Consider the following 26,904-nt stretch of genomic DNA (forward strand, 5'->3'; position numbering starts at 1 on the left):
TTTTGTTAATTCATTGTTTTGGCTATTTTCATAGCAACGACGAGTGACCAAATTTTTCCGATGAAACCCGAACATCAAGTTGACAGACTCTAATGCATTTAGCATTATTGGAGGGTTGATATCTATTAAAAGATATCAGGGTTGTCCTCTTCGGAGGATAATTAAATTATAAAAGTAACATTACTTAATTGGTTGGGAACTATGTCTGTTAAAATCAGAAAGAGTCTTGTAGCATCTGCGTTGGTTGGCGCTTTTGCATTTGCAAGCAGCAATGTGATTGCAGATCCTTTGAAAGATGTGCAAGATGCAGGTCAACAAATTCAAAAGGCTGCTGTTAAGTCTCAAACTAAAATTGACAATGTATATGGTCAAACTCAAGAGCTAATCGCTGAGTACCGTAGCGTTGTTGATGAAACTGAGCTAATGAAGGTTTATAACGATCACGTAGCACGTTTGGTCGCTGACCAAAACGCTTCTATCGAATCGTTTGACCGTCAAATCGCAACAATCGATAACACGAAACAAAACGTTGTGCCTTTGATGTATCGCATGATCGATACGCTTGAGCAATTCATCAAAGCGGACGTTCCGTTTAATCTTGAAAACCGTCTAGCACGTGTTGAAAGACTTCGTGACATCATGGCGTCAGCATCAGTTACTACATCTGAAAAATTCCGCCAAGTTCTTGAAGCTTACACTGTTGAAACTGCGTACAGCTCAGCTGTAACTGCTGCTCAAGGTACTCTTGAGATCGATGGTAAGAGCATCAACGTTGACTTCGGTCGTTTAGGTCGTATTACTTACGTAGCTCAGTCTTTTGACCTTAAGCATGCGTGGGTATGGGATAACAACACTAAACAGTGGAAAGAATTAGGTGAAGAATACCTAAAACCTGTTAAAGAAGTTATTCGTATGGCGCGTAAACAAGCGACATTAGAACTTGTTAAACTACCAATCTTTGGCGCGGAGTAATCAATAATGAAGAAACTATTTAAAGGTTTTGCTGTTGCAGCAGTACTATCTGTTTCTGCAGGTACCGCGCTTAATGCACATGCAAACACTGATGCTTTAGACAAAATTCTTGAGCAAGTTAAGCAAGAACGTATCTCTGAAGGTAAATTAAATAAGCAACGTGAACAAGAGTTCCTTTCAGCTCGCGCTGACAAGCAAGCGTTACTTAACAAAGCGAAAAGTGACCTAGCTGCTGAAAAAGCGCGTGGTGACCGTTTAGCTAAAGAATATGCTCAAAACGAAAATACTTTAGCTGAGAAAGAGCAAGCTCTTTTAAATGCACAAGGTACGTTAGGTGAGATGTTCGGTGTTGTACGTCGTGCAGCAGCTGATGCAATCGGTTCAATCGAAGCATCACTTGTTTCTGCTGAAAAGCCAGGACGTGCTGAAGTACTTCGCTCATTAGCTGCAGCGAAAGAACTTCCAACAGTTCGTGAATTAGAAGAGCTTTGGATTTCACTTCAAACTGAAATGACTGAGTCTGCAAAAGTTTCAACATTTGAAACTGAAGTTGCTGGTCTTGACGGTTCATCTTCTGTGAAAAAAGTAACGCGTATCGGTAACTTTAACTTAGTAACTGATGATGGTTATTTAATTTACTCTCCAGAAACGAAAGCAATCCAACCTCTAGGTAAGCAACCTGATAGCTACATCCTAGCGGGTATTAGCGATTTAGAAAATACATCTGCTGACAACTATGCTGGCGTATACATCGACCCGACTCGTGGCGCGATCTTACGTATCAATACACGCAGAAGAAATCGTTAATGGAATACTATGAGCAAGGTGCTGAAGTTGGTTATATCATCACAGTATTATTACTTGTTGGTCTACTAATCTTCGTAGTACGTTTCGTTGATCTTGCGCTTACTAGCACTAAGATTAAGAGCCAGCTTAAAAACCTTTCTACTCCGAATACAAACAACCCACTGGGTCGTATTCTTAAGGTTTATGCTGACAACAAGAATCAAGACGTTGAAAACCTTGAGCTTAAACTTGACGAAGCTATCCTACGTGAAACGCCTCGCATCGAAGCTGGTATCAACATCATCAAAATCTTGGCAGCAATCGCACCATTACTTGGTCTACTAGGTACGGTAATCGGTATGATTCTTACGTTCCAAACAATCACATTGTTCGGTACGGGCGATCCGAAGATCATGGCTGGTAATATCTCTCTAGCACTTGTAACTACAGCGTTAGGTCTAATTGCAGCTCTACCACTTATCCTACTTCACTCAATTGTTGCTGGTCGTAGTAAGTCGGTTTTACATGTCCTTGATGAGCAAAGCGCTGGTATCATCGCAGCTCACGCGGAGAAGGAGAAAGCCTAATGCTAGTCCTGATGGAGATCTGGGAATCTATCAGGGATTTTGTTGGCACAGGCGGCCAGGTTTTATACGTGGTCGCGATAGCACTCTTTCTTATGTGGGTTTTAATGATTGAGCGCTATTGGTTCCTACTAGCTGAGTTTCCTCGTATGACGAAGGATATTGTAGCTCAGTGGGATGCCCGCCAAGACACTACGTCTTGGTACGCACACAGAATCCGTGAAGCATGGATTTCTGAAGCGTCTGAAAAATTAGATCAGCGTATGTTGTTGATTAAGACATTGGTAGCTATTTGTCCTTTAATCGGTTTATTAGGTACTGTAACGGGTATGATCGCGGTTTTTGAAACCATGGCTACTCAAGGTACTGGTAACGCACGTTTAATGGCATCAGGTATTTCAATGGCAACAATCCCAACAATGGCTGGAATGGTTGCGGCACTATCTGGAGTATTCTTCAGCTCACGCCTTGAAGCGAGAGCAAGAATGGCGAAAGCTAAACTTGTAGATAGCATGCCTCATCACTAGAGAGAGAATTAAATATGGCACGTAAACAACGTTTTCGTGAAGAAGAAGAAGCAGCGGTTGACATGACGCCAATGCTTGACATCGTATTTATCATGCTTATTTTCTTTATCGTAACTACATCGTTCGTTAAAGAGGCTGGTATCGAAGTCAATAAACCTAAGGCAGCCCAAGCTACGAAGCAAAAAAATGCAAATATTTTTGTTGCTATTCGTGCTGACGGTGCGATCTGGATTGATAAACAACAAGTAGACGTTGAACGTGTTTCAGCTAAACTTGAAAGTTTATTAGCAGAACAACCTACTGAAGTTGTAATTTTGCAAGCTGATAAAGAAGCAAAACACGGCGTAGTAGTTAAAGTTATGGACCAGATCAAAGCGACGGGTGATAACCTTAAAATTTCAATAGCTGGAGATCAGTAATGATTCGTTTTCTGTTTTCACTGATTGCAGGTGGGGCAGTTACTTTCGGCTTGTTCTACTTCATGGCGTACCTCATCTCCGGTGGAGCTGATCGTGCGACTGAACAAAAAGAACAGATTGTAGTCGAAATTATGACGAATCCGCCTGAATCTAAGGTGCAGGAGAGGAAGCGTGTTCCGCCTCCGCCTCCGCCACCGCCAAAGCAGCCGCCTAAGCCGCAGCCGCCTCAGCCGGAAAACAGCAACCCTAACACTGGTGGTTTGTCATTTAATATGCCAAGCATCGATGTGGGTGGCACAGCTGGAGGCCTAAGTGGTCCAGGTGCATTTGGACGTGATGGTGATGCGACACCTATCGTTCGTATTGAACCAAAATACCCTACGCAAGCAGCGCGTGACGGTAAAGAAGGTTGGGTTCAACTTTCATTTACTATCAATGAAGTAGGTGGTGTAGAAGATGTTGAAGTGATCGACGCTGATCCAAAACGTATCTTTGACCGCGAAGCTAAACGTGCACTTCGTAAGTGGAAATACCGTCCGAAAATCATCGATGGTAAACCACAAAAACAATTTGGTCTTCAAGTACAACTAGACTTTAAACTTAACCAAGGCAACTAAGGAGGCGAGTAATGAGAAATTTATCTAAAGTAACAGCACTTGCGCTTCTTATGACTCTTTCAGGTGTGGTTTTCACTGCACCTGCTTTAGCAGCGCCAGATTACGCGAAGATTGAAGCGCGTAAAAAAGCAAAAACTAAAGTAATGGGTGAGCGCGTTGGTAAGAAAGTTATTAAAGCATTCGACCTGTACAATGAAGAGAAGCTTGATGAAGCGATTGCATTACTTAAAGAAATTGATCCATCGGATGAGTTTGATAAGGCAACTGTTGATCGCTACCTAGGTCAAATGTACGCTCAAAAAGAGCAGTACAAACTGGCTATTAAGCATGTCGCAGCGGCGGTGAAACCTGATGTATTAAACTTTGCTGATCAAGAGCAAGGCTTAAAACTATTAGGTGACATGTACGCGGGTACTGAGCAATACGCAAAAGCAAAAGACGCGTATTATGCTTGGATGGACTTCACAGGTGAGGAAGACGACAAAGTTTACACTCGTATTGCGCAAGCAAACTATGAGTTAAAACAGTATAAAGACGTTCTTCCTGCAGCAGACAAAGCAATCAAATTGGCTAAAGAACCTGCAAAAGCTTCTTACCAATTAAAGCTAGCTGCCTATTTTGAACTTAAACAGTACAAAAACATGGTAGAAGTAGCGGAAGAGATTGTTCGTGTTTGGCCTGAAGACAAAAAAGCCTGGGTTGGTTTAGGTAAATACTACCTTCAAACTGAAGACTTCAAGAAAGGTCTAGCGACCATGGAAGTTGCCTATAGAAATGGCTATTTTGAAAACGAAGTTGAATACAAAGTACTTTCTAACTTTTACTCGTTAAACGAAATTCCTTACAAAGCAGCTGTTGTGCTTGAAAAGGCAATTAACGACGATAAAGTTAAACGTAACAAGCAAAATATCAGTGCAGTGGCATCTAACTATCACCGCTCAAAAGATATTGAGAAAGCAGCTAAGTACTATGAAGAAGCGGCTAAATTTGATGACGATGCAGAGCTTTATCGCAAAGCAGGTTCATTACTTTTACAATCGCAAAATTATGGTGCAGCCGTTGTTCGTTTGAACAAGGCATTAGAGTTAGGTTCTGATAAAACGGGATCTATCTATACAGACTTAGCTGAAGCTTATTACTACCAAGAAAAGTATAAGCAAGCGTATGCTGCTATTACAAAAGCAATGGATGATCCGCGCACGCGCAAATTTGCGAAGAGCTGGTCGACCTACATCAAAGATAAAGCCGCTCGCAACGGTGTAAAAATCTAATTGATGTTGTTTTAAAATAAAAAGCCCCTCTGGGGCTTTTTTTATGGAATTTTATTATGATAAGACAGATCGTTTTGTTGTTATTAGTCAGTGTCATGTTATCTGCTTGCAGTGAGCAAAGTGATCGCTTTAGCACGTATACCGAAGGACAACAGCAAATTGGCAATATAAATAATCTTTTATCAACCCAGCTAGATAATGGTGGCAAAACATATTGGCCATTTTCTGAAGCGTACTTACAGGCTCGTCATCTTGCTTACCAAGGCTTAGCAAATGTTGAGTTGAGTGATTCACAGCAAGCGCAGTTAAATTATTTAATTATTGCGCAGCGATATCCAGAACGATTTTTTGTATGGCCCGTACAGCGTGATGTGATAAGTAATGCTATAAAGCAAGATGATTACACACCGGAAGCGCTCGGCAAGTGGATAGAGCGAGTAGAAACAAAACTCATAGAGGCTGAGCAAAGTAATTTAAGGCTTAATAAGCTTGAGCTAAAGTTGTTACGCAGTATGGTGATATCTCACCTCGATAATAATAATGAAAATGTCGTGATGGCACTAACGAAGCTTAATCAATATTTAGCGCAATACAAGCCTCGAACAAAACTGGGGTTAGTTGGGCTTGCGAATGGTAAGGATTGGTATCAAAGTAAACTTAATTATTTTGCCAATACAACAAAGCCACCCTTGTCTTGGTTAAGTGAGATTCAGCACTTACTAAAAGAAAAGCCCACAGTCGATTTGTCATTACCTGTTTTTTCATCACATAACAAGCCACTCGTGTTGCAGTATTTAGAGGACGGCGATTTACATGCTGGGCTTGACTGGCAATTAGATTTCATTGATGTCAAACAAAGTAAACGTCAATTGAATCAAAATGAACAATACTTTTGGTCTGTAATGATGGAAACCGATTTAGGGATTCATTATCACACTTGGAATGAGCAACAAGCACGTGTAAATTTAATGAAGCGTTTAAGTGTTAATCAGCAGCAGGCTGATTGGCTAATCGAAGATATTGTACTTTATCCTGCAATGAGCTTTATTTTTGCGCGTTAACTAGGTTATCTATTCAACACTGCGCTTTAAGGAGCGCAGTGTCGGCAGCGTTGGCTTGCAGGGTCTGCAATTAAACGCTCATTATCAATTTTTTCCTCACAGTCACAGCAATACCCATATTGACCAATATCAATTTGGCACAGTGCTGCTTCGAGTTTTTCTAACCGAGATATCAATATTTGAAATTCGGGTCCGAGATTATTCGCTGTCATTTCTAACCAAACAGAAGGCGGGTTATCCTTAAGTTGCGAGAGTAGTTGCTGATGGTGACCTTGATTAGAACTAGCCAACATATCAAGTAAACGTTGTCTAACCTGCGCCAGTTCCGCAGATAGCTTTGTTTGGATTTCAGTATTGTTCATCGCGTTTGTTCCAAGTGGGCAATACTTTAATTATCCAACAAAAGCGATCCATTAGTTATGATTTGCATCAAAACTAGGCGCTTTGGCATACTTTATTAGTACATTTGCAACGTCATCTTTCGCTTTTAAACGTCTAATTTCATCAAAAAGTGTATGTGCTTGTGGGTATTGGCGTTTCAGATAACCAAGCCACTGCTTGGTGCGAGAAGCAAAATATTTTTCACACTTACTCTCGTCTTGGTGCATTGATGAGTGAATAATGTGGTAAATAACATGTTCCCATTGCAGTGGAGTATATGTTTCATTGTTTACATGCGCTTTAATTTGAATTGCGAGATCTGGCATTGCCAAGGCGCCTCTGCCAAGCATTAAGTTTTGACATTGACTACGAATTTGGCACAGCATTGCGTCTTCGACTTGCCATATTTCACCATTAGCCACTACAGCAATATCTTTATTTTTAATTAATGGCGGGATTTTTTCCCAGTATGCAGGAGGGTTGTAGCCATCACGTTTTGTTCTTGCATGGATAGCGAGGCTAGATGCACCCGCGCTGACTACCGCGTCAACGATTTCTTGGCTATTACTATCATCATCAAAACCCAGTCTAATTTTAGCGCTTACTTGATGTTTGCTATCTACAGCATCGCGAACCGTTTTAATGATGTCGTACATATGCTCCGGATCTTTCAATAGTACTGCGCCGCCTTTACTTTTATTGACCGTTTTTGCGGGGCAACCAAAATTTAGGTCAATACCGTGTGAGCCTAAGCTAATCGCCTTTACAGCATTTTCAGCTAATGCATCTGCAACTTGGCCAAGTAGCTGAATTCTCACTGGTGTTCCAGCACGGGTGTAGCCATCTGTTTTTAATTCAGGGCAGTAGCGATGAAATACACGTTCTGGAAGTGTTGCATCAACAACACGCACAAATTCAGTCACGCATAAATCAAACCCACCTATGTCAGTAAGAAGCTGTCTCATTTTAAAATCGACAACGCCTTCCATTGGTGCTAAAACTAGTTGCATAATACCATTAAACTTAATGAAAAATTGGACGCGTATTTTACCTGCAATTAGCAACTTGATAAATCGTAATTTGCTTTGTAGGGCGATTTACTAAAATAATTGCATAAATATGAAATTAATTTTTAATCGTCGGGTCTTGTTTAATATACCTTATAAAAAAGAGAGTCATCGTATGAACACAGTTAAGAAAAACTCAATTGCATTAACATTAGGCGCCGTTGTTGTGGGTGCATCAAGCTTTGTAGCCACAGATGTAAATGCAAACCCATTTGAGTTCCAACAAATGCAAGCGGGTTACCAGCTTGATGCTGCTGAAGGCAAATGTGGCGAAGGTAAATGCGGTGCCGAGAAAAAGGCAGAAAAAGAAGGCAAATGCGGCGAAGGTAAATGCGGTGCCGAGAAAAAGGCTGAAAAAGAAGGTAAGTGCGGCGAAGGTAAATGCGGCGCTGACAAAAAAGCAGCCAAAGAAGGTAAGTGTGGCGAAGGTAAGTGCGGCGCTGACAAAATGGCATCTAAAAAAGCAGCCAAAGAAGGCAAGTGCGGTGAAGGAAAATGCGGCGCTGACAAAATGGCATCTAAAAAAGCAGCCAAAGAAGGCAAGTGCGGTGAAGGAAAATGCGGCGCTGACAAAATGACATCTAAAAAAGCAGCCAAAGAAGGCAAGTGTGGCGAAGGTAAATGTGGCGCTGACAAAAAGGAATCTAAAAAAGCTGCTAAAGAAGGTAAATGTGGTGAAGGTAAGTGTGGTTCAAACCACTAAGCTTTTACTTAGCGAGTAAAAGGGCCATTTAGGCCCTTTTTAGTAGGAGATGATATGTCATTTGAATCGACCTTGGATTTTGGCCAAATTGGTTTAGGACTTCGACGTGAAATGCTTGATGATATGCTCGCAGATGTCCCAAAGCCAATTGATTTCTTAGAAGTGGCACCAGAAAACTGGTTGAAGCTAGGCGGTCGTTTTGCTAAACAGTTTAAGCAACTTACAGAGCAACATGCATTTATTTGTCATGGTTTATCGTTATCAATCGGCTCACCCGCCGCGCTGGATGTCGAGTTTGTAAAATCATTAAAAGCCTTTTTTAAAGAGCATAACATACGCTTGTTTAGTGAACATTTAAGCTATTGTTCGGGAGAGGGTCATATGTATGATTTAATGCCAATTCCTTTTACTGAAGAAGCTATTAAACATGTTGTTTCACGTATTAAACAGGTTCAAGATATTTTAGAGCAGACTATCGCTATCGAAAATGTGTCGTACTATGCGGCTCCAGGCCAAGAAATGACGGAGCTTGAATTCACAAAAGCGATACTTGAAGAAGCCGATTGCCAGCTCTTACTCGATGTTAATAATATCTATGTAAACTCAATAAATCATGGCTACGATGCAACGCATTTTTTAATGGGCTTGCCTAGCCATCGAATAGCGTATGGACATGTTGCTGGGCATTATACTGAAGCTGAGGATTTATTAGTCGACACGCATGGCTCACCCGTTATAGACCCTGTTTGGCAGCTGCTAGAAAAGGCGTATGATGTGCACGGTGTGTTTCCAACACTGCTTGAGCGTGACTTTAATATACCGCCAATGAATGAGCTTCTTGCTGAGCTGGCAATTATTAATAACTTACAACGAGCAGCTTTAAAAACAAATCAACCAACGGTGAAACAAAGTGCCTAGTCATTTTATTGAAGTCCAACAGCAATTTATGGCGCATATCCGTGATCCTGCTCACAACGCAAAACCAGCTGATGTTGAAGAGCGACGAATGGCGATTTATCGTGACTTATTTTTCAATAATGTTGATGGTTTTGTAAGTTCAGCATTTCCTGTTTTAAAAAGTTTTTATAAAGAAGATGATTGGCAACAAAGAGTGCGGCAGTTTTTTAGTAAACATGATTGCAGTTCCCCGTTTTTTTTAGACATTGCAGGAGAGTTTTTACAGTTTCTTGCTGGCAGCTACACAAAGCAAAAAAACGATCCGCCATTTATGCTCGAATTAGCCCATTATGAATGGGTTGAACTCGATGTATCGGTGTCACATCAAGGTAGTCATGAAATAAATTTAGAAGCTAACCAAGTTGCGCGTGCAGGTTTATATTTAACCAGTTTGGCTCGTAATTTAAGTTATCTTTACCCAGTACATACAATCAGTCAGGATCATCAACCTACAGTGCCTGCCAGCGAACCCTATTATTTTGTTGTGTATCGCGATAACAACGATGAGGTACAATTTCTCTCAACAAATGCAATGACCGCTTTATTGTTAAGTATTATCGAATCACAACCCGGTATTGATTTAGCTGAGGTATGTCAGCAGGTTGCAAAACATGCTCCACAATTTACATTAGAACAGCTGTATCAAGGAGCATTAAGTACACTGAGTTCAATGGCTGAACGAGGCGTCATTGTCACTCAGCGAGCACCTTAAAAAACAGCATAAACGCTTTATTGATGTAAGCACTTCGACTATTATGTGCGCTTTGTTTTATCGTGCTTAATAGAAAGGTAGTAATTATGTCGAATGATAAAGACTTTAAAGATCCGTTCAACGCAACGTATTTTATTGCGTTCCTAGCAGTGTTTGCTGGTATTGGTTGCCTTAACGCTATCCTAGGCTGGATCACCGCTTTATCTTAATATGCGTATGCAAATTTAAGACATCAGGCTGCATTATGCAGCCTTTTTTGTGCTTATTTCAAAACTTGCTACCGACTTTTAAATAAGGCGATGTTATACTCGCAAGCTTTGTTATATTAACTATTGAGCAGTATAAATTATGACTCAAGCAACTTCAGCGCTCATTAAACAGAGCATTGCAACTATCGCTGATTACCCTAAGCCAGGTATTATGTTTCGTGACGTAACAACCTTAATGGCAAACGCAGACGCTTTTAAAGCAACAATTGATAGCTTTATTTCTGCGTACAAAGATCAAGGATTTACTAAAATCATTGGTACAGAATCACGTGGCTTTATTTTTGGTGCACCCCTATCTTATGCGCTGGGTATTCCGTTTATTCCTGTGCGTAAACCAGGCAAGCTTCCGCGTGAAGTCATTTCGCAAAATTACCAATTAGAGTATGGTGAAGATACACTTGAACTTCATACTGATGCTATCGTTGCAGGTGATAAAGTGTTATTAGTAGATGACCTACTCGCGACAGGCGGCACAATTGAAGCAACGGCTAAACTTGTTGCTAAATTAGGTGGTCATGCAACCGATGCTGCTTTCGTTGTTTCATTACCAGAGCTTGGTGGAGAGCAGCGTGTTGCACAAATGGGCATTAAAATTCTAAAGTTGGTTGAATTCGAAGGCGAATAATTAATGAGTTATCAGGTTCTAGCAAGGAAATGGCGACCACAAACCTTTCACGAGTTAGTGGGACAGTCTCATGTTAAGCAAGCGTTAGTGAATGCATTAACACAAAACAGACTTCATCATGCTTATCTCTTTACTGGAACCCGTGGGGTGGGTAAAACAACCATCGCACGTATATTTGCTAAAAGTCTAAACTGCGATAAAGGAATTTCTGCAGAACCTTGTGGTCAATGCTCAAGCTGTACCGACATTGAAGCGGGTCGCTATATTGATTTATTAGAAATCGATGCTGCATCGCGTACCAAGGTAGAAGACACCCGTGAAATCCTTGATAACGTGCAATATGCACCAACGCGAGGTCGTTATAAGGTTTACCTTATCGATGAAGTTCACATGCTTTCAAAGCACAGTTTCAATGCGCTACTTAAAACATTGGAAGAGCCGCCAGAGCATGTGAAATTTTTATTAGCCACGACCGATCCACAAAAACTGCCAGTGACAATTCTATCGCGCTGTTTACAGTTTAATTTAAACGCGTTATCACAATCAGAAATTCATGATCAACTTGCTCATGTTCTTAATCAAGAACAATTAAGCTTTGATGATAAATCGTTGTCTATCCTTGCTAAAGCCGCCGATGGCAGTATGCGAGACGCCTTAAGCTTAACCGATCAGGCTATTGCTCAGACAAACGGTAATATTAATCATCAAGCTGTTCAAACCATGCTTGGTTTGATGGATACACATTACAGTCAAACCATGTTAGCAGCCGTTTTATGCCAAGATGGTGATGCACTTCTGGCCGAAGTGAAAGCGGTTGTCAGTCGAAACCCAAATTTTGTCGCCTTATTGGATGATTTAATTGCACTTACTCACCTTATTCAGCTTGTGCAATTAGTCCCCAGTGCCGCTGCACTTGATGAGACTAACCGAGACTTTATTGAGCAGGTTGCACAAACAACCGATGCTCAACAAATGCAAGTGTATTACCAGTTGCTGTTAAATGGTAAAAAAGATTTGCAATGGGCACCGGATGCAAAACTAGGGTTTGAAATGATCATGTTGCGTTTGTTGGCATTCCAACCGACACAATTTGCGCAAAGCCAAACACCGACAAATAGTCAACAGCAGGTGAAACCAAGTGGTGCAGGTGCACTACGTGATATCTTAAAAAAATCATCAGCTCAGCGTGAACAAGCAGCATCCGAGCAAACGTCTACGGCAGTAAACCAAGCACCTTTGCAGCCACAGCCAATAAAAGCCGAGCCTACGGTTACACAAGCGGCAGCACCACAGATTGACCTAAAACCTGAACAAAAAGTCGATAATACAGCTGAGCAGTCACAACAACCTAGTCAATCTTTTGATACGTCAGGGAGTTCTGATAAACAGTCAGCGGCTTCTTTGTATCAACAAAATAGTACCGATACGCCTGATATGCCAGCGACAGAATACTATGATGATTACGATGCTCAAATGGACTCATCGCTTGCAGCGCAATATGATGATGTGATGAGTAGCGCTTATGATCAGGGTTTTATTGCTAACGAGCCAGATGTGCAACCACTGCCGCAGGCAGAGCAAACAGCGCCTGTGCAATTACAACAGCAGCAAAGCTTGGCTCAATCGGCAATTGCACGTATTTTAAAAGATCGTAATATTTCTGGTGCAGGGCGTTTAAGCGGTGCTGCAAGTCAAACTGACATAAAGCCAGAGCCCGCGGAATCGACAGTACATGAGCCAACGCAACATGGTTCAGCATCAACGAATTTTCAACCTCAGCAGCAAACAGTGGCTGCTGATGTAAAAAAGCCAAGCCCCCAGCCGACGGGGGAGAGCAGTCATAAAGTAAAAAAAGTCGACTTTAAAGCAAAGCATCAAACCATAACAGAAAATTTAGCCCCTGAGTTGCTTGAGCAGATTAATCCACAAAAAGCACCGGAGCCTGTAGCAGAAGAGCCTAGTATTCCTGTTCCTGATGATTTTGAAAGCCCGATCAGCAGTATTAAATTTGCACACGAACAAGATGAATGGGCTTATTTAATAAAACGTATGGGACTAGGTGGGCGTATGCGTCAATTTGCGCTACATTCTATTTTCACAAAGAATGATCGTCAGCTTCATATTGAAGTCGACTCTTCACAACGTCACCTCGACAGCGCCGTACTAAGACAAAAGCTCAACGCAGCGTTAAGCGAGATTTATGGCCATAATGTAGAGCTCAATATCGACTTTGCAGATGGGGTGATAGATTCGCCTTATTTGATTCAGCAAAAGATTGATGCAGGCCGTCATCAACAAGCAATAGATGTAATAAATAGCGATGAGAACATTGTGCAATTTCAACAATTATTTAGCGCAATAATCGACGAAAACAGTATTCAGGCATTGTAATTACACACAATAGCCCTTATCTTCATGCCAATTAAAGTAGTTTAGAAAGAGAGACAGTTATGTTTAAAGGTGGAATGGGTAACATGATGAAGCAAGCGCAGCAAATGCAAGAGCGCATGCAAAAAGCCCAAGAAGAAATCGCAAACCTAGAAGTTGTAGGTGAAGCAGGTGCAGGCCTAGTTAAAGTAACGATGCTAGGTAACCACAATGTACGTCGTGTAGAGCTTGACGAAAGCCTAATGGAAGACGACAAAGATATGATCGAAGATTTACTTGCAGCAGCATGTAATGACGCTGTACGCCGTGTTGCCGAAGAAACACAAGAGCGCATGAGCAAAGTAACTGGCGGTATGCAATTACCACCAGGTATGAAAATGCCATTCTAAGTGAACATTTATGCAACTATCGCCTAGTTTAACACAGTTAATTGAAGCACTGCGCTGCCAACCGGGTATTGGCCCGAAGTCAGCACAGCGTATTGCTTTTCATTTACTTGAACGCGACCGCCAAGGGGGTAAACAACTTGGCCACGCACTCACAAGAGCAATGGATGAAGTAGGGCACTGTCAGTCTTGTCGTACCTTCACAGAGCAACCTGTGTGCGATATTTGTTCAAGTGTTAAACGCCAAGATAGTGGTTTATTGTGTGTGGTTGAATCGCCAACCGATGTACTTGCTATTGAACAAACCGGACAATATCAAGGGCTTTACTTCGTTTTAATGGGTCACTTGTCACCAATTGATGGCATAGGACCCAAAGAAATCGGCCTTGATATCCTAGAAAGTAAACTGCAAAACGGCGGCATTAATGAGGTGATCCTCGCAACCAACCCAAGTGTTGAAGGTGAAACCACAGCCCATTATATTGCAGAGCTTTGTCACAAATACCAAGTGAATGCTTCACGCATTGCTCATGGTGTGCCAGTTGGTGGTGAGCTTGACTTGCTTGATGGCATGACCCTAATGCATGCCTTTAGCGGGCGACGCGCAGTAAATCAAAACTAATACCCAAAACGGTATCAAAAGCCTGCTTAATGCAGGCTTTTTTGTGTTTTATCTCCAATTTACCTGCAAATTTAATTTTTTGCCTTGAAGTTCCTAAAGCCTGCCCCATATATGAGTCATAGTGCAGATAAGACACTTTGTTAATTGGAGATTTACACAATGACTGCAGCACAAAAAGAAACATTAGGCTTTCAAACAGAAGTCAAACAACTATTAAACCTGATGATTCATTCTCTTTATTCTAATAAAGAGATTTTCCTACGTGAACTCGTATCAAACGCGTCAGATGCGGCAGATAAATTACGTTTCCTTGCGCTTTCAAATGGCGATTTATATGAAAACGATGCCGACTTAAAAGTACGTATCAGTGCCGATAAAGATGCAAACACAGTAACCATTACTGATAACGGTATCGGTATGAGCCGTGAAGATGTAATTAACTCATTAGGTACGATTGCAAAATCAGGCACGGCAGAGTTTTTTCAAAACTTAACGGGTGACCAAAGTAAAGATTCACAATTAATTGGTCAATTCGGTGTAGGCTTTTACTCAGCATTTATCGTTGCGGATAAAGTAACGGTACGCACTCGTAAAGCAGGTGAGAGCCAAGGTATTGAATGGCAATCAGCTGGTGAAGGCGAATACACGCTACAAGAAATTGATAAGCCAACCCGTGGTACTGAAATTATTCTTCATTTACGTGAAGACGAAAAAGAGTTTGCTGATGAATATCGCTTACGCAGTATCGTTACTAAATACTCTGACCATATTTCAATTCCTGTTGAAATGTACAAAGCAGAAGTACCAGAATCTGAAGGTCCTGATGGCGAGAAAATCCCAGCACAGCCAGGCGAATGGGAAGGTATTAACCGCGCAACGGCACTGTGGACTCGCGACAAGTCAGAAGTAACAGACGAAGAATACAAAGAATTCTATAAACATATTGGTCATGATTGGGAAGAGCCATTAAGCTGGGCGCATAACAAAGTTGAAGGTAAAACAGAATACACTAGCTTGTTATACATCCCGAAAAAAGCACCATTTGATTTATGGAATCGTGACCGTCAAACAGGTTTAAAGCTATATGTGCAACGCGTTTTCATCATGGATGACGCTGAGCAATTTATGCCAAGCTACCTGCGTTTTGTGAAAGGTCTACTTGATTCAAATGACTTACCACTTAACGTATCGCGTGAAATCTTACAAGATAACAAAGTGACACAAGCAATCCGTAAAGGGTGTACATCGCGTGTCCTTAAAATGCTTGAGCGCATGGCTAAAAACCGTGAAGAAGATTATCAAACGTTCTGGAACGAGTTTGGTCAAGTGTTAAAAGAAGGCCCAGCAGAAGACATGGCAAACAAAGAAGTTATTGCTAAGTTGCTGCGTTTCTCTTCAACACACACAGACGAAAGCACACAAAATGTATCGCTTGATCAATACATTGAGCGTATGAAGCCAGAACAAGATAAGATCTACTACGTGGTTGCTGATTCATTTGCTGCGGCAAAAAATTCACCGCACCTAGAAATCTTCCGTAAGAAAGGCATTGAAGTGTTACTACTAAGTGACCGTGTTGATGAGTGGATGATGAGCTACCTAACAGAGTTCAACGAAAAATCATTCCAGTCAATCACTCGTGGTGACTTAGACCTTGGCAACATGGATGATGAAGAAACCAAAAAAGCGCAAGAAGAGTCAGAAAAAGAAGTGGCAGGCTTAGTTGAACGTATTAAGACAGCCCTAGGTGATAGTGTTAAAGATGTACGCTTTACGCACCGTTTAACCGACTCGCCTGCCTGTGTTGTTGCTGATGAGCATGACATGAGCTCGCAAATGCAAAAACTAATGGAATCAGTAGGTCAAACGGTGCCTGAGCAAAAGCCAATTTTTGAGCTTAATCCAGAGCACCAACTTGTGAAGCATTTAAATGTTGAACAAGATGAAGACAAGTTTACTCAGTGGTCACATGTCTTACTTGACCAAGCATTACTGGCAGAGCGCGGTACCTTAAAAGACCCTGCAGGCTTTGTAACTCGCTTGAATAAACTAATGCTAGATTTAAGTAAGTAAGCGTTTTTACAGTTTGAATTAGAAAAGGAAGCCCAGCTTCCTTTTTTTATTGCCGCTAATATAGGCAATTGGTATAAGTTACTTGAGGTATAGCCTCAGTTGTGGAAGAATTCAGGCTCTAAAAACAAAACTCCACTGATCGACCATAATTAAAGATTAGTATCACACAGAGGACAATGATATGCGCATTATTCTTTTGGGCGCGCCGGGTGCAGGTAAAGGTACTCAAGCTCAGTTTTTGATGGACAAATACGGTATTCCACAAATTTCTACGGGCGATATGCTGCGTGCAGCAATCAAAGAAGGTACACCGCTTGGTCTTGAAGCTAAAAAAGTAATGGATGCAGGTCAATTAGTATCTGATGAAATCATTATTGGTCTTGTTAAAGAGCGTATTGCAAAGCCTGATTGTGAAAAAGGTTTCTTGCTAGATGGTTTCCCACGTACTATTCCTCAAGCTGATGCAATGAAAGAAAATGGTGTGGTTGTTGACCATGTTATTGAATTTGATGTTGCTGACGAAATCATCGTTGAGCGCATGGGCGGTCGTCGTGTACACCCAGGTTCTGGTCGTGTATATCATGTTGTTTACAATCCACCAAAAGTAGATGGTAAAGACGATATCACAGGTGAAGACCTTATTATTCGTGATGACGATACTGAAGAAACAGTACGTAAACGTTTAGGTATTTACCACGACCAAACTAAACCACTTGTTGACTATTACCAAGCTGAAGCAAAAGCGGGTAACACTCAGTACCACAAACTGGATGGTACACAAGCTGTTGAAGCAGTAAGCCAACAACTTGGTGAACTACTTGGTTAATCTTAGGATTAACTAAGCAAAAAAACCGCCTGTTGGCGGTTTTTTGTTTTTAGTATCGCTGAGGTTATAGCTTTTTCAGTGCATCAATTGCGCTGTCGTAATCGGGCTCTTTAGAGAGGTTATCGACAAGTTGTTTGTAAACGATTTTGTGTTCCTTATCTAAAACGAACACTGCACGGGTTAATAACCCCATATCCTTAATGATCAAACCATAGTTTTGACCAAAGTCACGCCAAACAGAGTCAGACAATGCCGTGACCTTATCGATATTTTCGGCTTTACAAAAGCGTTTTTGCGCAAAGGGTAAATCAGCACTTAATGTTAGCATTGCAATGCTGGGAAACTCAGAAGCTACTTTTTCATTAAAATGTTTTGTTTGAATACTGCAAACGCCCGTATCAAGGCTTGGCACAACACTTAATAATACGGCTTGCCCTTGATAGTCGTTGAGAGTGACAGGGGTGAAATTACCATCTACGACCTTGAAGTTAGGGGCTTGCTGACCTACTTTAACACCTTGTCCAAGTAATGTGACGGGTTTCGATTGTGCAGAAACTTTGCCAGCATCTAAACTATTTTCTACTAAATCATTGGCATAACTGAATGTACAAACTGCTCCAAGAGCAAATATAAGAGGGCGTAACAACATTACTTCATTCCTTCAAATTAACGCATTTAACATCAGTGTATTATACTGAACCAATAGCTCCAAGGTTTACCACAATTTAAAATTGTAAATAACCTGTAGTTTGATTAACATGTGTGCGTAGTCCGATTTTTGTTTATAAAAATAATAATAAAGTTAGTGCATTTTGTATTAGCTAGTTCAAAAGTGCGTATTTAGAGAGAATATATGTCAACATCGGTATTAGTTTGTGATGATTCAAAATTAGCGCGTAGACAATTAGCGCGCTCTTTACCTGATGATTGGGATATAAAAGTCGAATTTGCTGAAAACGGCATTCACTGTATTGAACAAATTAAGCGTTTACAGCCCGAAATTTTATTTCTTGATTTAAATATGCCCGAAATGGATGGTTATGAAGTGTTGCAAGCCATTCAAGATCAAGGCTTACATGTATTAACCGTTGTCGTCTCGGGCGATATCCAGCCAAATGCGCATCAACGCGTGCTTGAACTTGGCGCAATCAATTTTATTCAGAAACCCTGCTCAGCAGAAAAGCTCGCGAACATTATTGAACATCATGGTATTAAAGACAAAGCCATGCGGGAGCGCTTAGCAAATAAGCTAGGTGAGCAAGTCGACCCCGATGTACGTGACATATACCAAGAACTCACCAATGTTGCTATGGGCCAAGCAGGGGACTTATTAGCACGTTTATTGAATGTGTTTGTAAAGCTTCCAATTCCGAACGTAAATGTACTTGAAGTCAATGAGCTTGATATGGCCTTGCGGTCGATTGATGCCAATGCCTCAACGTCAGGTGTGTGCCAAGGCTTTATTGGCGGTGGCGTGTCGGGTGAAGCGTTATTGCTGTTAAATGATTCGAGTTTTAAAGAAATTGCTTCGTTAATGAATTACGAAGGAGAGCTTAACAATAAAGTTGAGCTTGAACTGTTAATGGATGTCAGTAACATCTTAATAGGCGCTATTTTGAGTGGGCTGTCAAAGCAACTTGATATGCGTTTTAGTCAAGGTCATCCGGTGGTGTTAGGTCAGCATTGTGATGTGTCTGATTTGGTTAAAGCCAATAAATCACGTTGGCAACGAACTCTCGCCATTGAGATCAGTTACGGCATTGAAAATCACAACATTAATTGTGATCTTATGTTGCTGTTTACTGAGGACTCATTAAAAACTTTAAAATATAAAGTAGCTTATTTATTAGAAGACTAAACTATGCCTGCAGCCGATTTTAATATGAATGAACTCCATTGGTTAATGGATATGTTTAATACCGTTGATGTAGGCCTTGTGGTGCTTGATAGAGACTATAAAGTCTGCATTTGGAATGGTTTTATGGAAAACCATTCGGGTTTATTGCCAAGCGCAGTAAAAGACAAAGACTTATTTGATCTCTTTCCATCAATTGATGAAAAATGGTTTCGTAGTAAGTCTGAATCTGTGTTTATTCTTAATAATCGCTCGTTCACGATTTGGGAGCAGCAACCCTATATTTTCCGTTTTAAAAACTACCGTCCAATTACCGGTAAAGCGGATCATATGTATCAAAATGCTACCTTTATTCCGCTCACCACAACGACCGGCGAAGTATCACATATCTGTATTATTATTTACGATGTGACCGATGAGGCGGTGAATAAAAAAGAACTTGAAGACGTTAATGCGAAGCTCGAACAAATGAGTCGCACTGATGCATTGACACAGCTAACTAATCGCGGATTCTGGGAGCAAAAACTACGTAAAGAATACATGCGTATTTCCAGAAGCGGTGGCTGCAGTACGTTATTAATGTTTGATATCGACCATTTTAAAACCGTTAACGATGAGCATGGTCATCGTGCTGGTGATGAAGCACTGCGTCATATTGCTGATTTATTGAGAAAAACATTACGTGAAACTGATTTAGCAGGCCGTTATGGTGGTGAAGAATTTGCCGTAACTTTGCTTGATACGGATCATGAAGGTGCAATGATCTTTGCAGAGCGTTTACGTGCTCTTATTGAAAATTCGTCAATTTATTTTGGTGATAAACAAATTAAACTCACGGTGAGTATAGGCTTTGCGTGCTCTGATGAGAAAAAGTTTGAGCGTTATGAAAAGTGGATTGAAGCAGCTGATCAAGCCTTATACCACTCTAAACAAAATGGCCGTAATAAAGTGACGGCTTATTCAGACTTATGACACCAATTGCAAAACAAGACTTAATCTTTTTGAGGCATTAAACCTGTCGCTACCTGCGTTAAAAATGTCTGATTTACGACTGCATGGATGTAGGCGCAATTGCCGAGAACATCTAAATAACGACATTTTTGCCGTGTTATCAACGCGGTTTTATTGCCTCAAAATAGACCACCTAATTAAGCTAATTGATATTCAGTCTGGCTTTAGTTATCGAAAGGAGGGATCACTAAAATATCCGTTTTTAGTAATTTCATAACCTTTTCTGCTGTATTACCAATAAGATGCCCTTTAATTCCTGTATTACCCACCGTACCCATTATTACAAGGTCTGCACTGAGTTTTGCGGCGATACTGGGGATCACTTGCTCGACGATACCAGCCTTAATTTCTAGCTTTTCTTTGAGGTTATATGACTCAATCAGTGCGCGTTGGGCACTGGGGAGTTTTTCATAAGCATTAATAACTTGCTCATCAGAAAAAACTAACCCCAAATCGCGTAAAAAGGGCGATACATGCACGGTATAACAAGCAAAAAAATCACTTTCATAATCAGCGGCATACGCTAGACCCATTTTTATCATTGCTTCGTTAAGACGATATTTAGTGGCTTTCTCACTGCCTAAGTCGAGCGCAGCGAGCACATTAGTATTGTTTTTCCATTTGTTATCAGCAGCTAAATAAAGCGGTAGGGGGCTGAAGCGTATAAGCTGCCAATCAAGCTCACTAAACTTTGTTTCTGCATCAATATGACGCGTTTTAATCACAAGCTCATACGCTGATGTATCAAGCTCATTAGCAAGCCACTGCTCAGGACTTTCATGCCAAAGCGTTTGGAATGTGTAGCTACCTTGCTCTAAATGGCTGTCAATTAAAGGTGATAGTGTGTCACGAATTTTACCTAATTCTTTATCCTGAATAGCAAGTGCTTCTTCGGGTGGAATCGAAAATAAAATACTGTTGGTATCTTCATAGCTAAATGCGACGATATCAATATGCCTAACCCCCTTCGCTTTTTGTTTGGCGTGAAGTATCGAGGTTTTGGCATCGGCGATAGCGTCGATGATAACCAGTATTTTTTTATCCATGTGACCTACTCTGTTGTGTGTCGTGCATCACTTTTTGGGCATTCACCAAGTAGTGAAATTTCACCGGTTGAAGATTCTTGTTCCAGTTTTACCTTAAACCCCCATAACCTGTAAAGGTGTTTCAGCACTTCATCTTTTGAGCCAGCTAACGGAATGTTTTTATGAGGTACATAGCGTAAGGTTAGAGAACGATCTCCTCTAATATCAACATTATAGATTTGTATATTGGGTTCATGATTACTTAAGTTATATTGTGCAGATAACGTTTCACGTACTTGTTGATAGCCCACTTCATCATGTATCGCGCCGACATTAAGGGTTGGCTCTTTTTCATGATCAATAATAGTAAATAGCTTGAAGTCACGGATAATTTTAGGTGATAAAAACTGGCTAATAAAGCTCTCATCTTTAAAGTTTTGCATGGCAAAATGCAGGGTTTCTAGCCAATCGGCTCCAGCATATTCAGGGAACCACTTTTTATCTTCATCAGTGGGATTTTCACAAATTCGGCGAATATCAACCATCATATTAAAGCCCAATGCATAGGGATTAATACCAGAATAATAATTGCTGTTATAAGGCGGCTGATAAACCACATTGGTATGGCTTTGTAAAAACTCGAGCATAAAGGCATCGGTGAGTTTTCCCTCATCATACAAGTGGTTTAAAATCGTATAATGCCAAAACGTTGCCCAACCTTCATTCATCACCTGCGTTTGCTTTTGGGGGTAAAAGTATTGTGAAATTTTTCGCACAATACGGATTACTTCACGTTGCCATGATTCAAGTAGCGGGGCATTTTTCTCTATAAAATACAGAATATTTTCTTGTGGTTCCTCAGGAAATCGACGCTCGTGTTTTTTCGACTCTTGTTGAGATGTTGGAATAGTTCGCCATAATTCATTCACCTGCGATTGCAGATAATCTTCGCGTTCTTGTTGACGCTTTTGCTCTTCATACAGCGAAATTCTTTGCGGGCGCTTATAACGGTCAACCCCATAGTTCATTAAGGCATGACAAGAGTCGATAAGGTTTTCTACCTCATTAATACCGTACTTCTCTTCACAGCGCGCAATATAATTTTTCGCAAATAATAAGTAGTCGATAATAGAACCTGCATCGGTCCAGGTTTTAAATAAGTAATTACCTTTAAAAAATGAGTTGTGGCCATAGCACGCGTGCGCCATCACGAGAGCTTGCATTGGCAAGGTGTTTTCTTCCATTAGGTAAGCAATGCAGGGGTCTGAATTTATAACAATTTCGTACGCTAACCCCATTTGCCCGCGTTTATAATTTTGCTCTGTTTGAATAAACTTTTTACCGTATGACCAATGACTATAACCGATAGGCATGCCTACGCTTGAGTAAGCATCCATCATTTGTTCAGCAGTGATCACTTCTATTTGATTCGGGTAAGTATCGAGCTTATAGATCTTTGCGACTCGCTCAATTTCACTTTGGTACTGTGCTAATAAATCAAACGTCCAATCAGGTCCGTCACTAATACGTTTATCGGCCATATTTTACCTCACTCGCAAGGCTATGCGGCGCCTTGCTGCTGACGATTCTTTTTAAATAATTCACGGAAAATAGGGTAAATGTCCTCTACACCACGAATATGTTGCATGGCAAAGTTGTCGTGTGTTTGTGCTATTGATTGATACTCACGCCATAAACTTTGATGCGCACGCGCCGTAATTTCTATGTACGCATAGTAACGTACTGCTTTGAGTAATTTATTGCGGAGTATTTCACCGCAATGAGGAGAGTCATCGGCCCAGTTATCACCATCAGATGCTTGTGCAGCATAAATGTTCCACTCATCTGCATGGTAACGTTCAGCGATAATTTCATTCATTAATTTCAGCGCACTCGACACAATAGTGCCACCGGTTTCTTGTGAGTAAAAGAACTCCTGCTCATCAACTTCTTTCGCTTGTGTATGGTGGCGAATGTACACGACTTCGATATCTTTGTAGCTGCGAGTCAAAAACTGATACAGCAAAATATAAAACCGTTTTGCCATATCTTTTGTTGCTTGATCCATCGAACCTGACACATCCATAAGGCAAAACATCACGGCTTTACTCGTCGGGTGGGGACGTTTTTCGTAATTGCGAAAACGTAAGTCGTAATTATCAATAAACGGCACGGCTTTTATGCGACTTTCAAGCTCTTCAATTTGACGCTCAAGCAGGGCAATGGCGGCTTTGTCGGGCTCTTCCTCTGCTTTCAAAAGCGCTAATTGTCCTTGAAGTTCGCTCAGATGTCGTTTTTTGCCCGCTGTCATTGCAACACGGCGAGCGAGCGAGCCTTGTAATGAGCGCACTATATCAATATTACTGGGCATACCATCGCTACAAAAACCAGCGCGATGCGTTTTCATTTGCACGAGTTTATCAAGTTGATTTTGCTGTAAGTTTGGCAGCTCTAAATCTTCAAATAATAAATCTAAATACTCGTCTTTAGAGATAGAAAAAACAAACTCATCTTGGCCTTCGCCCGAATCACTTGCGTCACCTTCGCCACTGCCACCCCCTTGACCGCCTCCTTGCGGGCGTTTAATTTTATCGCCCGTTGAGAATTGGTCATTTCCTGGATGTATTTGCTCCCGATCGCCCCCACGTCCTTGATGAAATACAGGCTCACTAATATCGCGCTGTGGAATAGAAATACTCTCGCCACTGCTCGTATCGGTTACGCTGCGTTTATTAATGGCATCAGATACGGCTTCTTTAATCTGTTTTTTATAACGCCTGATGAAACGCTGACGGTTCAACGTACTTTTGTTTTTTCCATTCAGGCGTCGGTCTATAAAATGCGCCATAACAACCCCCTTGAAACAAACGTTTTTTACTGCGATTTTCTAACGCGTAAATACCATTCAGAAAGTAAACGTACTTGTTTTTGGGTATAGCCTTTTTCAACCATACGGTTGACAAAGTCTTCGTGTTTTTTCTGATCTTCGGCAGAGGTTTTCGCATTGAAAGAAATAACCGGAAGCAGATCTTCGGTGTTCGAGAACATTTTTTTCTCAATCACCGTGCGAAGTTTTTCGTAACTGGTCCAAAGCGGGTTTTTGCCTTGGTTGTGCGCACGGGCGCGCAGTACGAAATTGACAATCTCGTTACGGAAATCTTTCGGGTTCGAAATACCTGCTGGCTTTTCAATTTTTTCGAGCTCTGCATTTAATGCTGCTCGATCAAAAAGTTGGCCTGTATCTGGGTCGCGATATTCTTGATCTTGAATCCAAAAATCAGCATAGGTTACGTAGCGATCAAAAATATTTTGCCCGTATTCAGAATAAGACTCTAAATAGGCAGTTTGTAGTTCTTTGCCAATAAACTCGACATACTGCGGGATTAGATAGCCCTTTAAGTGACTTAGGTAGCGTTCTTCCACATCGGCTGAGAACTGTTCGCGCTCAATTTGCTGCTCTAAAACATAAAACAAGTGAACAGGGTTTGCTGCGACTTCTGTGGTATCAAAGTTGAACACTCGCGATAAAATTTTAAAGGCAAAACGTGTAGAGAGCCCAGTCATGCCTTCGTCAACACCTGCATAATCACGGTATTCTTGGTATGACTTCGCTTTCGGGTCGGTGTCTTTTAAGCTTTCACCGTCGTAGACACGCATTTTTGAATAGATGCTTGAATTTTCTGGCTCCTTAATACGTGAAAGAGTGGTAAATTGTGCCAATGTTTTTAATGTGCCTGGTGCGCATGGCGCATCGTGAAGTTCACTGTTTTCAAGAAGTTTGTTGTAGATTTTCACTTCTTCAGAAACGCGTAAGCAGTAAGGTACCTTAACAATATAAACACGGTCCAAAAATGCTTCGTTGTTTTTGTTATTTTTAAATGTTTGCCACTCAGATTCATTCGAGTGAGCTAAAATCATGCCGTTGAAGGGAAGGGCACTAATACCTTCGGTGCCATTATAGTTACCTTCTTGGGTGGCAGTGAGTAGCGGGTGGAGTACCTTAATAGGTGCCTTAAACATTTCCACAAATTCCATCAACCCTTGGTTCGCTAAACAAAGTGCACCTGAATACGCGTAAGCATCAGGGTCATTTTGTGCAAAATGTTCAAGCTGACGAATATCGACTTTACCGACTAATGCCGAAATATCTTGATTGTTTTCATCGCCCGGTTCCGTTTTGGCGATCGCAATTTGATTCAAAATAGAAGGGTAGCGTTTTACCACTCTAAATTGGCTTATATCACCATTGAACTCACTTAAGCGCTTGGCTGCCCACGGCGACATCACTGTTTTTAAATAGCGTGGCTTAATACCGTATTCTTTCTCGAGTAGTTCAGCATCTTCGTTTGGATCAAACAAAGCGAGAGGGTGATCATTGACAGGGGACCCTTTTATTGAATAAATAGGCACTTGTTGCATCAGGTATTTTAGTTTTTCGGCAATAGATGATTTACCCCCGCCCACAGGGCCAAGTAAATACAATACCTGCTTACATTCTTCTAAACCTTGCGCAGCATGCTTTAAGTAAGAAACGATTTGTTCAATGGCATCTTCCATACCATAAAAATCGTGGAATGCAGGGTAGCGCGCAACGACACGATTGGAGAATAATCGGCTGAGCCGCGCATCGGTCGATGTGTCAATAATTTCAGGATCACCAATGGCCATTAACAGGCGCTCAGGTGCGCTTGCGTAAGCTGATTTGTCCTTCTTACAGATCTCGAGAAATTCCTCAATACTGTATTCTTCTTCTTGCGCTGCTTCGTATCGTGATTGGTAATGCTCAAAAATACTCATAGAGACCTCCGAAAACCCGCTAAAATGACGTGTAATTAGATTAAGAAAAAAGCAAAGGTTAATTAAAGCTTAGTCACGATTTTGAATTTTTGCGCAAGAAAATTAAGAATTTAATTGAAAAAAGATCATCTTGGTACGCATTTATTATGGCGCTTGGGCTGCGGCTGAACAGTGATATAAAAAAGGCAATAAAAAAGACGCCGGAGCGTCTTTTTTGAATTACTGCAAGTTAAACAGAATTAAGCGAAGTTAGCGTTCGCGAAATCCCAGTTAACAAGTGCCCAGAAACCTTTTAGGTAATCAGGACGAACATTACGGTAATCGATGTAGTAAGCGTGTTCCCACAGATCCACAGTTAGGATTGGTGTAACACCTTCATCAGTTAATGGTGTAGCAGCATTTGATGTGTTAACGATATCAAGTGTGCCGTCAGCTAGTTTAACTAACCAAGTCCAGCTTGAACCAAAGTTGTTTACAGCTTTGTCGTTTAACGCGTCTTTGAATGCTTCGAAAGAACCCCATTTAGCGTTGATAGCGTCTGCAATAGCGCCAGTTGGTTCGCCACCACCGTTTGGAGATAGGCTGTTCCAGTAGAATGTGTGGTTCCAGATTTGCGCAGCATTGTTAAATACACCACCTTCTGAAGAACAAACGATTTCTTCTAGAGATTTGTTTTCGAATTCAGTGCCTGGGATCAGACCGTTTAATTTTACAACGTACGTGTTGTGGTGTTTACCGTGGTGAAACTCTAGAGTCTCTTTTGAAATATGTGGCTCTAATGCATCGATTGCGTATGGTAGTGACGGTAGTTCAAATGCCATTTTTTATCTCCATCTTCTTGGTTGATAGTCCACTCAGTTATAGGTAATAGCGAGGTAAACAGCGTACTCACCTATACCAAATGGTATTATAGTGTTACTATAATTGTTGAGTATTTTACTCAAGTTTTAGCAAACAGCAATGCTATTGC

Annotated in this window: 26 protein-coding genes and 1 pseudogene; 19 read left to right on the forward strand and 8 right to left on the reverse strand. The window is 41.1% G+C overall.

All coding sequences use genetic code 11. The features are described 5' to 3' along the window. Positions 1 to 201 precede the first annotated feature (201 nt). The 7 genes and pseudogenes from JIG41_RS18210 (at position 202) to JIG41_RS18240 (ending at position 6,237) form a co-directional block, all read left to right on the forward strand. Positions 202 to 972 (forward strand): DUF3450 domain-containing protein, encoded by a 771-nt coding sequence (locus tag JIG41_RS18210; RefSeq protein ID WP_036967533.1) that lies wholly within the window; start codon positions 202 to 204, stop codon positions 970 to 972. 6 nt (positions 973 to 978) lie between these two features. Beyond that, positions 979 to 2,345 (forward strand): annotated as a pseudogene (locus JIG41_RS18215) (MotA/TolQ/ExbB proton channel family protein). Continuing rightward, entirely contained in the window at positions 2,345 to 2,869 is a 525-nt protein-coding gene (locus tag JIG41_RS18220) for a MotA/TolQ/ExbB proton channel family protein (RefSeq protein ID WP_036967538.1), read from the forward strand. The pseudogene JIG41_RS18215 and the gene JIG41_RS18220 overlap by 1 nt, the downstream one beginning before the upstream one ends. A gap of 14 nt (positions 2,870 to 2,883) precedes the next feature. Continuing rightward, positions 2,884 to 3,288, forward strand: a complete 405-nt coding sequence (locus tag JIG41_RS18225; RefSeq protein WP_036967540.1) for a biopolymer transporter ExbD — start codon at positions 2,884 to 2,886, stop codon at positions 3,286 to 3,288. Beyond that, complete coding sequence (locus tag JIG41_RS18230) at positions 3,288 to 3,905, forward strand: energy transducer TonB (protein WP_036967542.1); 618 nt, start codon at positions 3,288 to 3,290, stop codon at positions 3,903 to 3,905. The genes JIG41_RS18225 and JIG41_RS18230 overlap by 1 nt, the downstream gene beginning before the upstream one ends. 11 nt (positions 3,906 to 3,916) lie before the next feature. Then, positions 3,917 to 5,176, forward strand: a complete 1,260-nt coding sequence (locus JIG41_RS18235) for a lipopolysaccharide assembly protein LapB (RefSeq protein ID WP_199525212.1) — start codon at positions 3,917 to 3,919, stop codon at positions 5,174 to 5,176. Positions 5,177 to 5,232: 56 nt separating this feature from the next. Further along, positions 5,233 to 6,237 carry a hypothetical protein gene (locus tag JIG41_RS18240; RefSeq protein ID WP_199525213.1) on the forward strand — a complete coding sequence of 335 codons (1,005 nt, stop codon included), beginning with the start codon at positions 5,233 to 5,235 and terminating at the stop codon, positions 6,235 to 6,237. Positions 6,238 to 6,263: 26 nt separating this feature from the next. On the opposite strand, the gene JIG41_RS18245 is transcribed toward JIG41_RS18240, so the two are convergent. Further along, on the reverse strand, positions 6,264 to 6,599 hold the full coding sequence (locus JIG41_RS18245) for a TraR/DksA C4-type zinc finger protein (RefSeq protein WP_074989275.1): 336 nt from the start codon (positions 6,597 to 6,599) through the stop codon (positions 6,264 to 6,266). Positions 6,600 to 6,650: 51 nt separating this feature from the next. Next, positions 6,651 to 7,628 (reverse strand): tRNA-dihydrouridine synthase, encoded by a 978-nt coding sequence (locus tag JIG41_RS18250; protein WP_199525214.1) that lies wholly within the window; start codon positions 7,626 to 7,628, stop codon positions 6,651 to 6,653. Between the two features lie 172 nt (positions 7,629 to 7,800). Here JIG41_RS18250 and JIG41_RS18255 point away from each other — a divergent pair, with 172 nt between their 5' ends. The 10 genes from JIG41_RS18255 (at position 7,801) to adk (ending at position 17,246) form a co-directional block, all read left to right on the forward strand. Then, positions 7,801 to 8,388, forward strand: a complete 588-nt coding sequence (locus tag JIG41_RS18255; RefSeq protein WP_065978714.1) for a hypothetical protein — start codon at positions 7,801 to 7,803, stop codon at positions 8,386 to 8,388. A gap of 54 nt (positions 8,389 to 8,442) precedes the next feature. Further along, positions 8,443 to 9,306 carry a DUF692 domain-containing protein gene (locus JIG41_RS18260; protein WP_036967556.1) on the forward strand — a complete coding sequence of 288 codons (864 nt, stop codon included), beginning with the start codon at positions 8,443 to 8,445 and terminating at the stop codon, positions 9,304 to 9,306. Further along, positions 9,299 to 10,057: a putative DNA-binding domain-containing protein gene (locus tag JIG41_RS18265; protein ID WP_312000549.1), complete on the forward strand. Its 759-nt coding sequence runs from the start codon at positions 9,299 to 9,301 to the stop codon at positions 10,055 to 10,057. The genes JIG41_RS18260 and JIG41_RS18265 overlap by 8 nt, the downstream gene beginning before the upstream one ends. 86 nt (positions 10,058 to 10,143) lie before the next feature. Further along, positions 10,144 to 10,266: a hypothetical protein gene (locus tag JIG41_RS23125; protein ID WP_256213662.1), complete on the forward strand. Its 123-nt coding sequence runs from the start codon at positions 10,144 to 10,146 to the stop codon at positions 10,264 to 10,266. 139 nt (positions 10,267 to 10,405) lie between these two features. Beyond that, the gene (gene apt / locus JIG41_RS18270) at positions 10,406 to 10,951 is read left to right on the forward strand and encodes an adenine phosphoribosyltransferase (protein WP_036967559.1); all 546 of its coding nucleotides are present in this window, start codon (positions 10,406 to 10,408) and stop codon (positions 10,949 to 10,951) included. Between the two features lie 3 nt (positions 10,952 to 10,954). Further along, positions 10,955 to 13,342 carry a DNA polymerase III subunit gamma/tau gene (dnaX, locus tag JIG41_RS18275; protein ID WP_075593167.1) on the forward strand — a complete coding sequence of 796 codons (2,388 nt, stop codon included), beginning with the start codon at positions 10,955 to 10,957 and terminating at the stop codon, positions 13,340 to 13,342. 59 nt (positions 13,343 to 13,401) lie between these two features. After that, positions 13,402 to 13,728 (forward strand): YbaB/EbfC family nucleoid-associated protein, encoded by a 327-nt coding sequence (locus tag JIG41_RS18280; RefSeq protein ID WP_036967566.1) that lies wholly within the window; start codon positions 13,402 to 13,404, stop codon positions 13,726 to 13,728. A gap of 10 nt (positions 13,729 to 13,738) precedes the next feature. Further along, complete coding sequence (gene recR / locus JIG41_RS18285) at positions 13,739 to 14,347, forward strand: recombination mediator RecR (RefSeq protein ID WP_065978712.1); 609 nt, start codon at positions 13,739 to 13,741, stop codon at positions 14,345 to 14,347. A gap of 159 nt (positions 14,348 to 14,506) precedes the next feature. Continuing rightward, positions 14,507 to 16,420 (forward strand): molecular chaperone HtpG, encoded by a 1,914-nt coding sequence (gene htpG, locus JIG41_RS18290; RefSeq protein WP_036967589.1) that lies wholly within the window; start codon positions 14,507 to 14,509, stop codon positions 16,418 to 16,420. Positions 16,421 to 16,601: 181 nt separating this feature from the next. Then, positions 16,602 to 17,246, forward strand: a complete 645-nt coding sequence (gene adk, locus JIG41_RS18295) for an adenylate kinase (protein WP_036967590.1) — start codon at positions 16,602 to 16,604, stop codon at positions 17,244 to 17,246. 64 nt (positions 17,247 to 17,310) lie between these two features. On the opposite strand, the gene tpx is transcribed toward adk, so the two are convergent. After that, a complete protein-coding gene (gene tpx, locus JIG41_RS18300) occupies positions 17,311 to 17,892 on the reverse strand; it encodes a thiol peroxidase (RefSeq protein ID WP_249406716.1) in 582 nt (193 codons plus the stop codon). A gap of 207 nt (positions 17,893 to 18,099) precedes the next feature. Between tpx and JIG41_RS18305 the strand changes: the two genes are divergently transcribed. Next, positions 18,100 to 19,104 carry a response regulator gene (locus JIG41_RS18305; protein ID WP_199525216.1) on the forward strand — a complete coding sequence of 335 codons (1,005 nt, stop codon included), beginning with the start codon at positions 18,100 to 18,102 and terminating at the stop codon, positions 19,102 to 19,104. 3 nt (positions 19,105 to 19,107) lie between these two features. Continuing rightward, positions 19,108 to 20,073 (forward strand): diguanylate cyclase, encoded by a 966-nt coding sequence (locus tag JIG41_RS18310; protein ID WP_036967597.1) that lies wholly within the window; start codon positions 19,108 to 19,110, stop codon positions 20,071 to 20,073. Positions 20,074 to 20,276: 203 nt separating this feature from the next. On the opposite strand, the gene JIG41_RS18315 is transcribed toward JIG41_RS18310, so the two are convergent. From JIG41_RS18315 to JIG41_RS18335, 5 genes are all read right to left on the reverse strand, one after another. Continuing rightward, entirely contained in the window at positions 20,277 to 21,158 is an 882-nt protein-coding gene (locus tag JIG41_RS18315; RefSeq protein WP_199525217.1) for a universal stress protein, read from the reverse strand. A 5-nt stretch (positions 21,159 to 21,163) separates the two neighbouring features. Continuing rightward, positions 21,164 to 22,678, reverse strand: coding sequence for a SpoVR family protein (locus tag JIG41_RS18320; protein ID WP_036967604.1), 1,515 nt, complete (start codon positions 22,676 to 22,678; stop codon positions 21,164 to 21,166). Positions 22,679 to 22,698: 20 nt separating this feature from the next. After that, entirely contained in the window at positions 22,699 to 23,985 is a 1,287-nt protein-coding gene (locus JIG41_RS18325; RefSeq protein ID WP_036967607.1) for a YeaH/YhbH family protein, read from the reverse strand. Positions 23,986 to 24,011: 26 nt separating this feature from the next. Then, entirely contained in the window at positions 24,012 to 25,934 is a 1,923-nt protein-coding gene (locus JIG41_RS18330; RefSeq protein ID WP_065978710.1) for a PrkA family serine protein kinase, read from the reverse strand. Between the two features lie 239 nt (positions 25,935 to 26,173). After that, positions 26,174 to 26,755, reverse strand: coding sequence for a superoxide dismutase (locus JIG41_RS18335; protein ID WP_036967613.1), 582 nt, complete (start codon positions 26,753 to 26,755; stop codon positions 26,174 to 26,176). Positions 26,756 to 26,904 lie beyond the last annotated feature (149 nt).

It is taken from the genome of Pseudoalteromonas sp. bablab_jr011, from assembly GCF_016464045.1.
Classification (GTDB): Bacteria; Pseudomonadota; Gammaproteobacteria; order Enterobacterales; family Alteromonadaceae; genus Pseudoalteromonas; species Pseudoalteromonas lipolytica.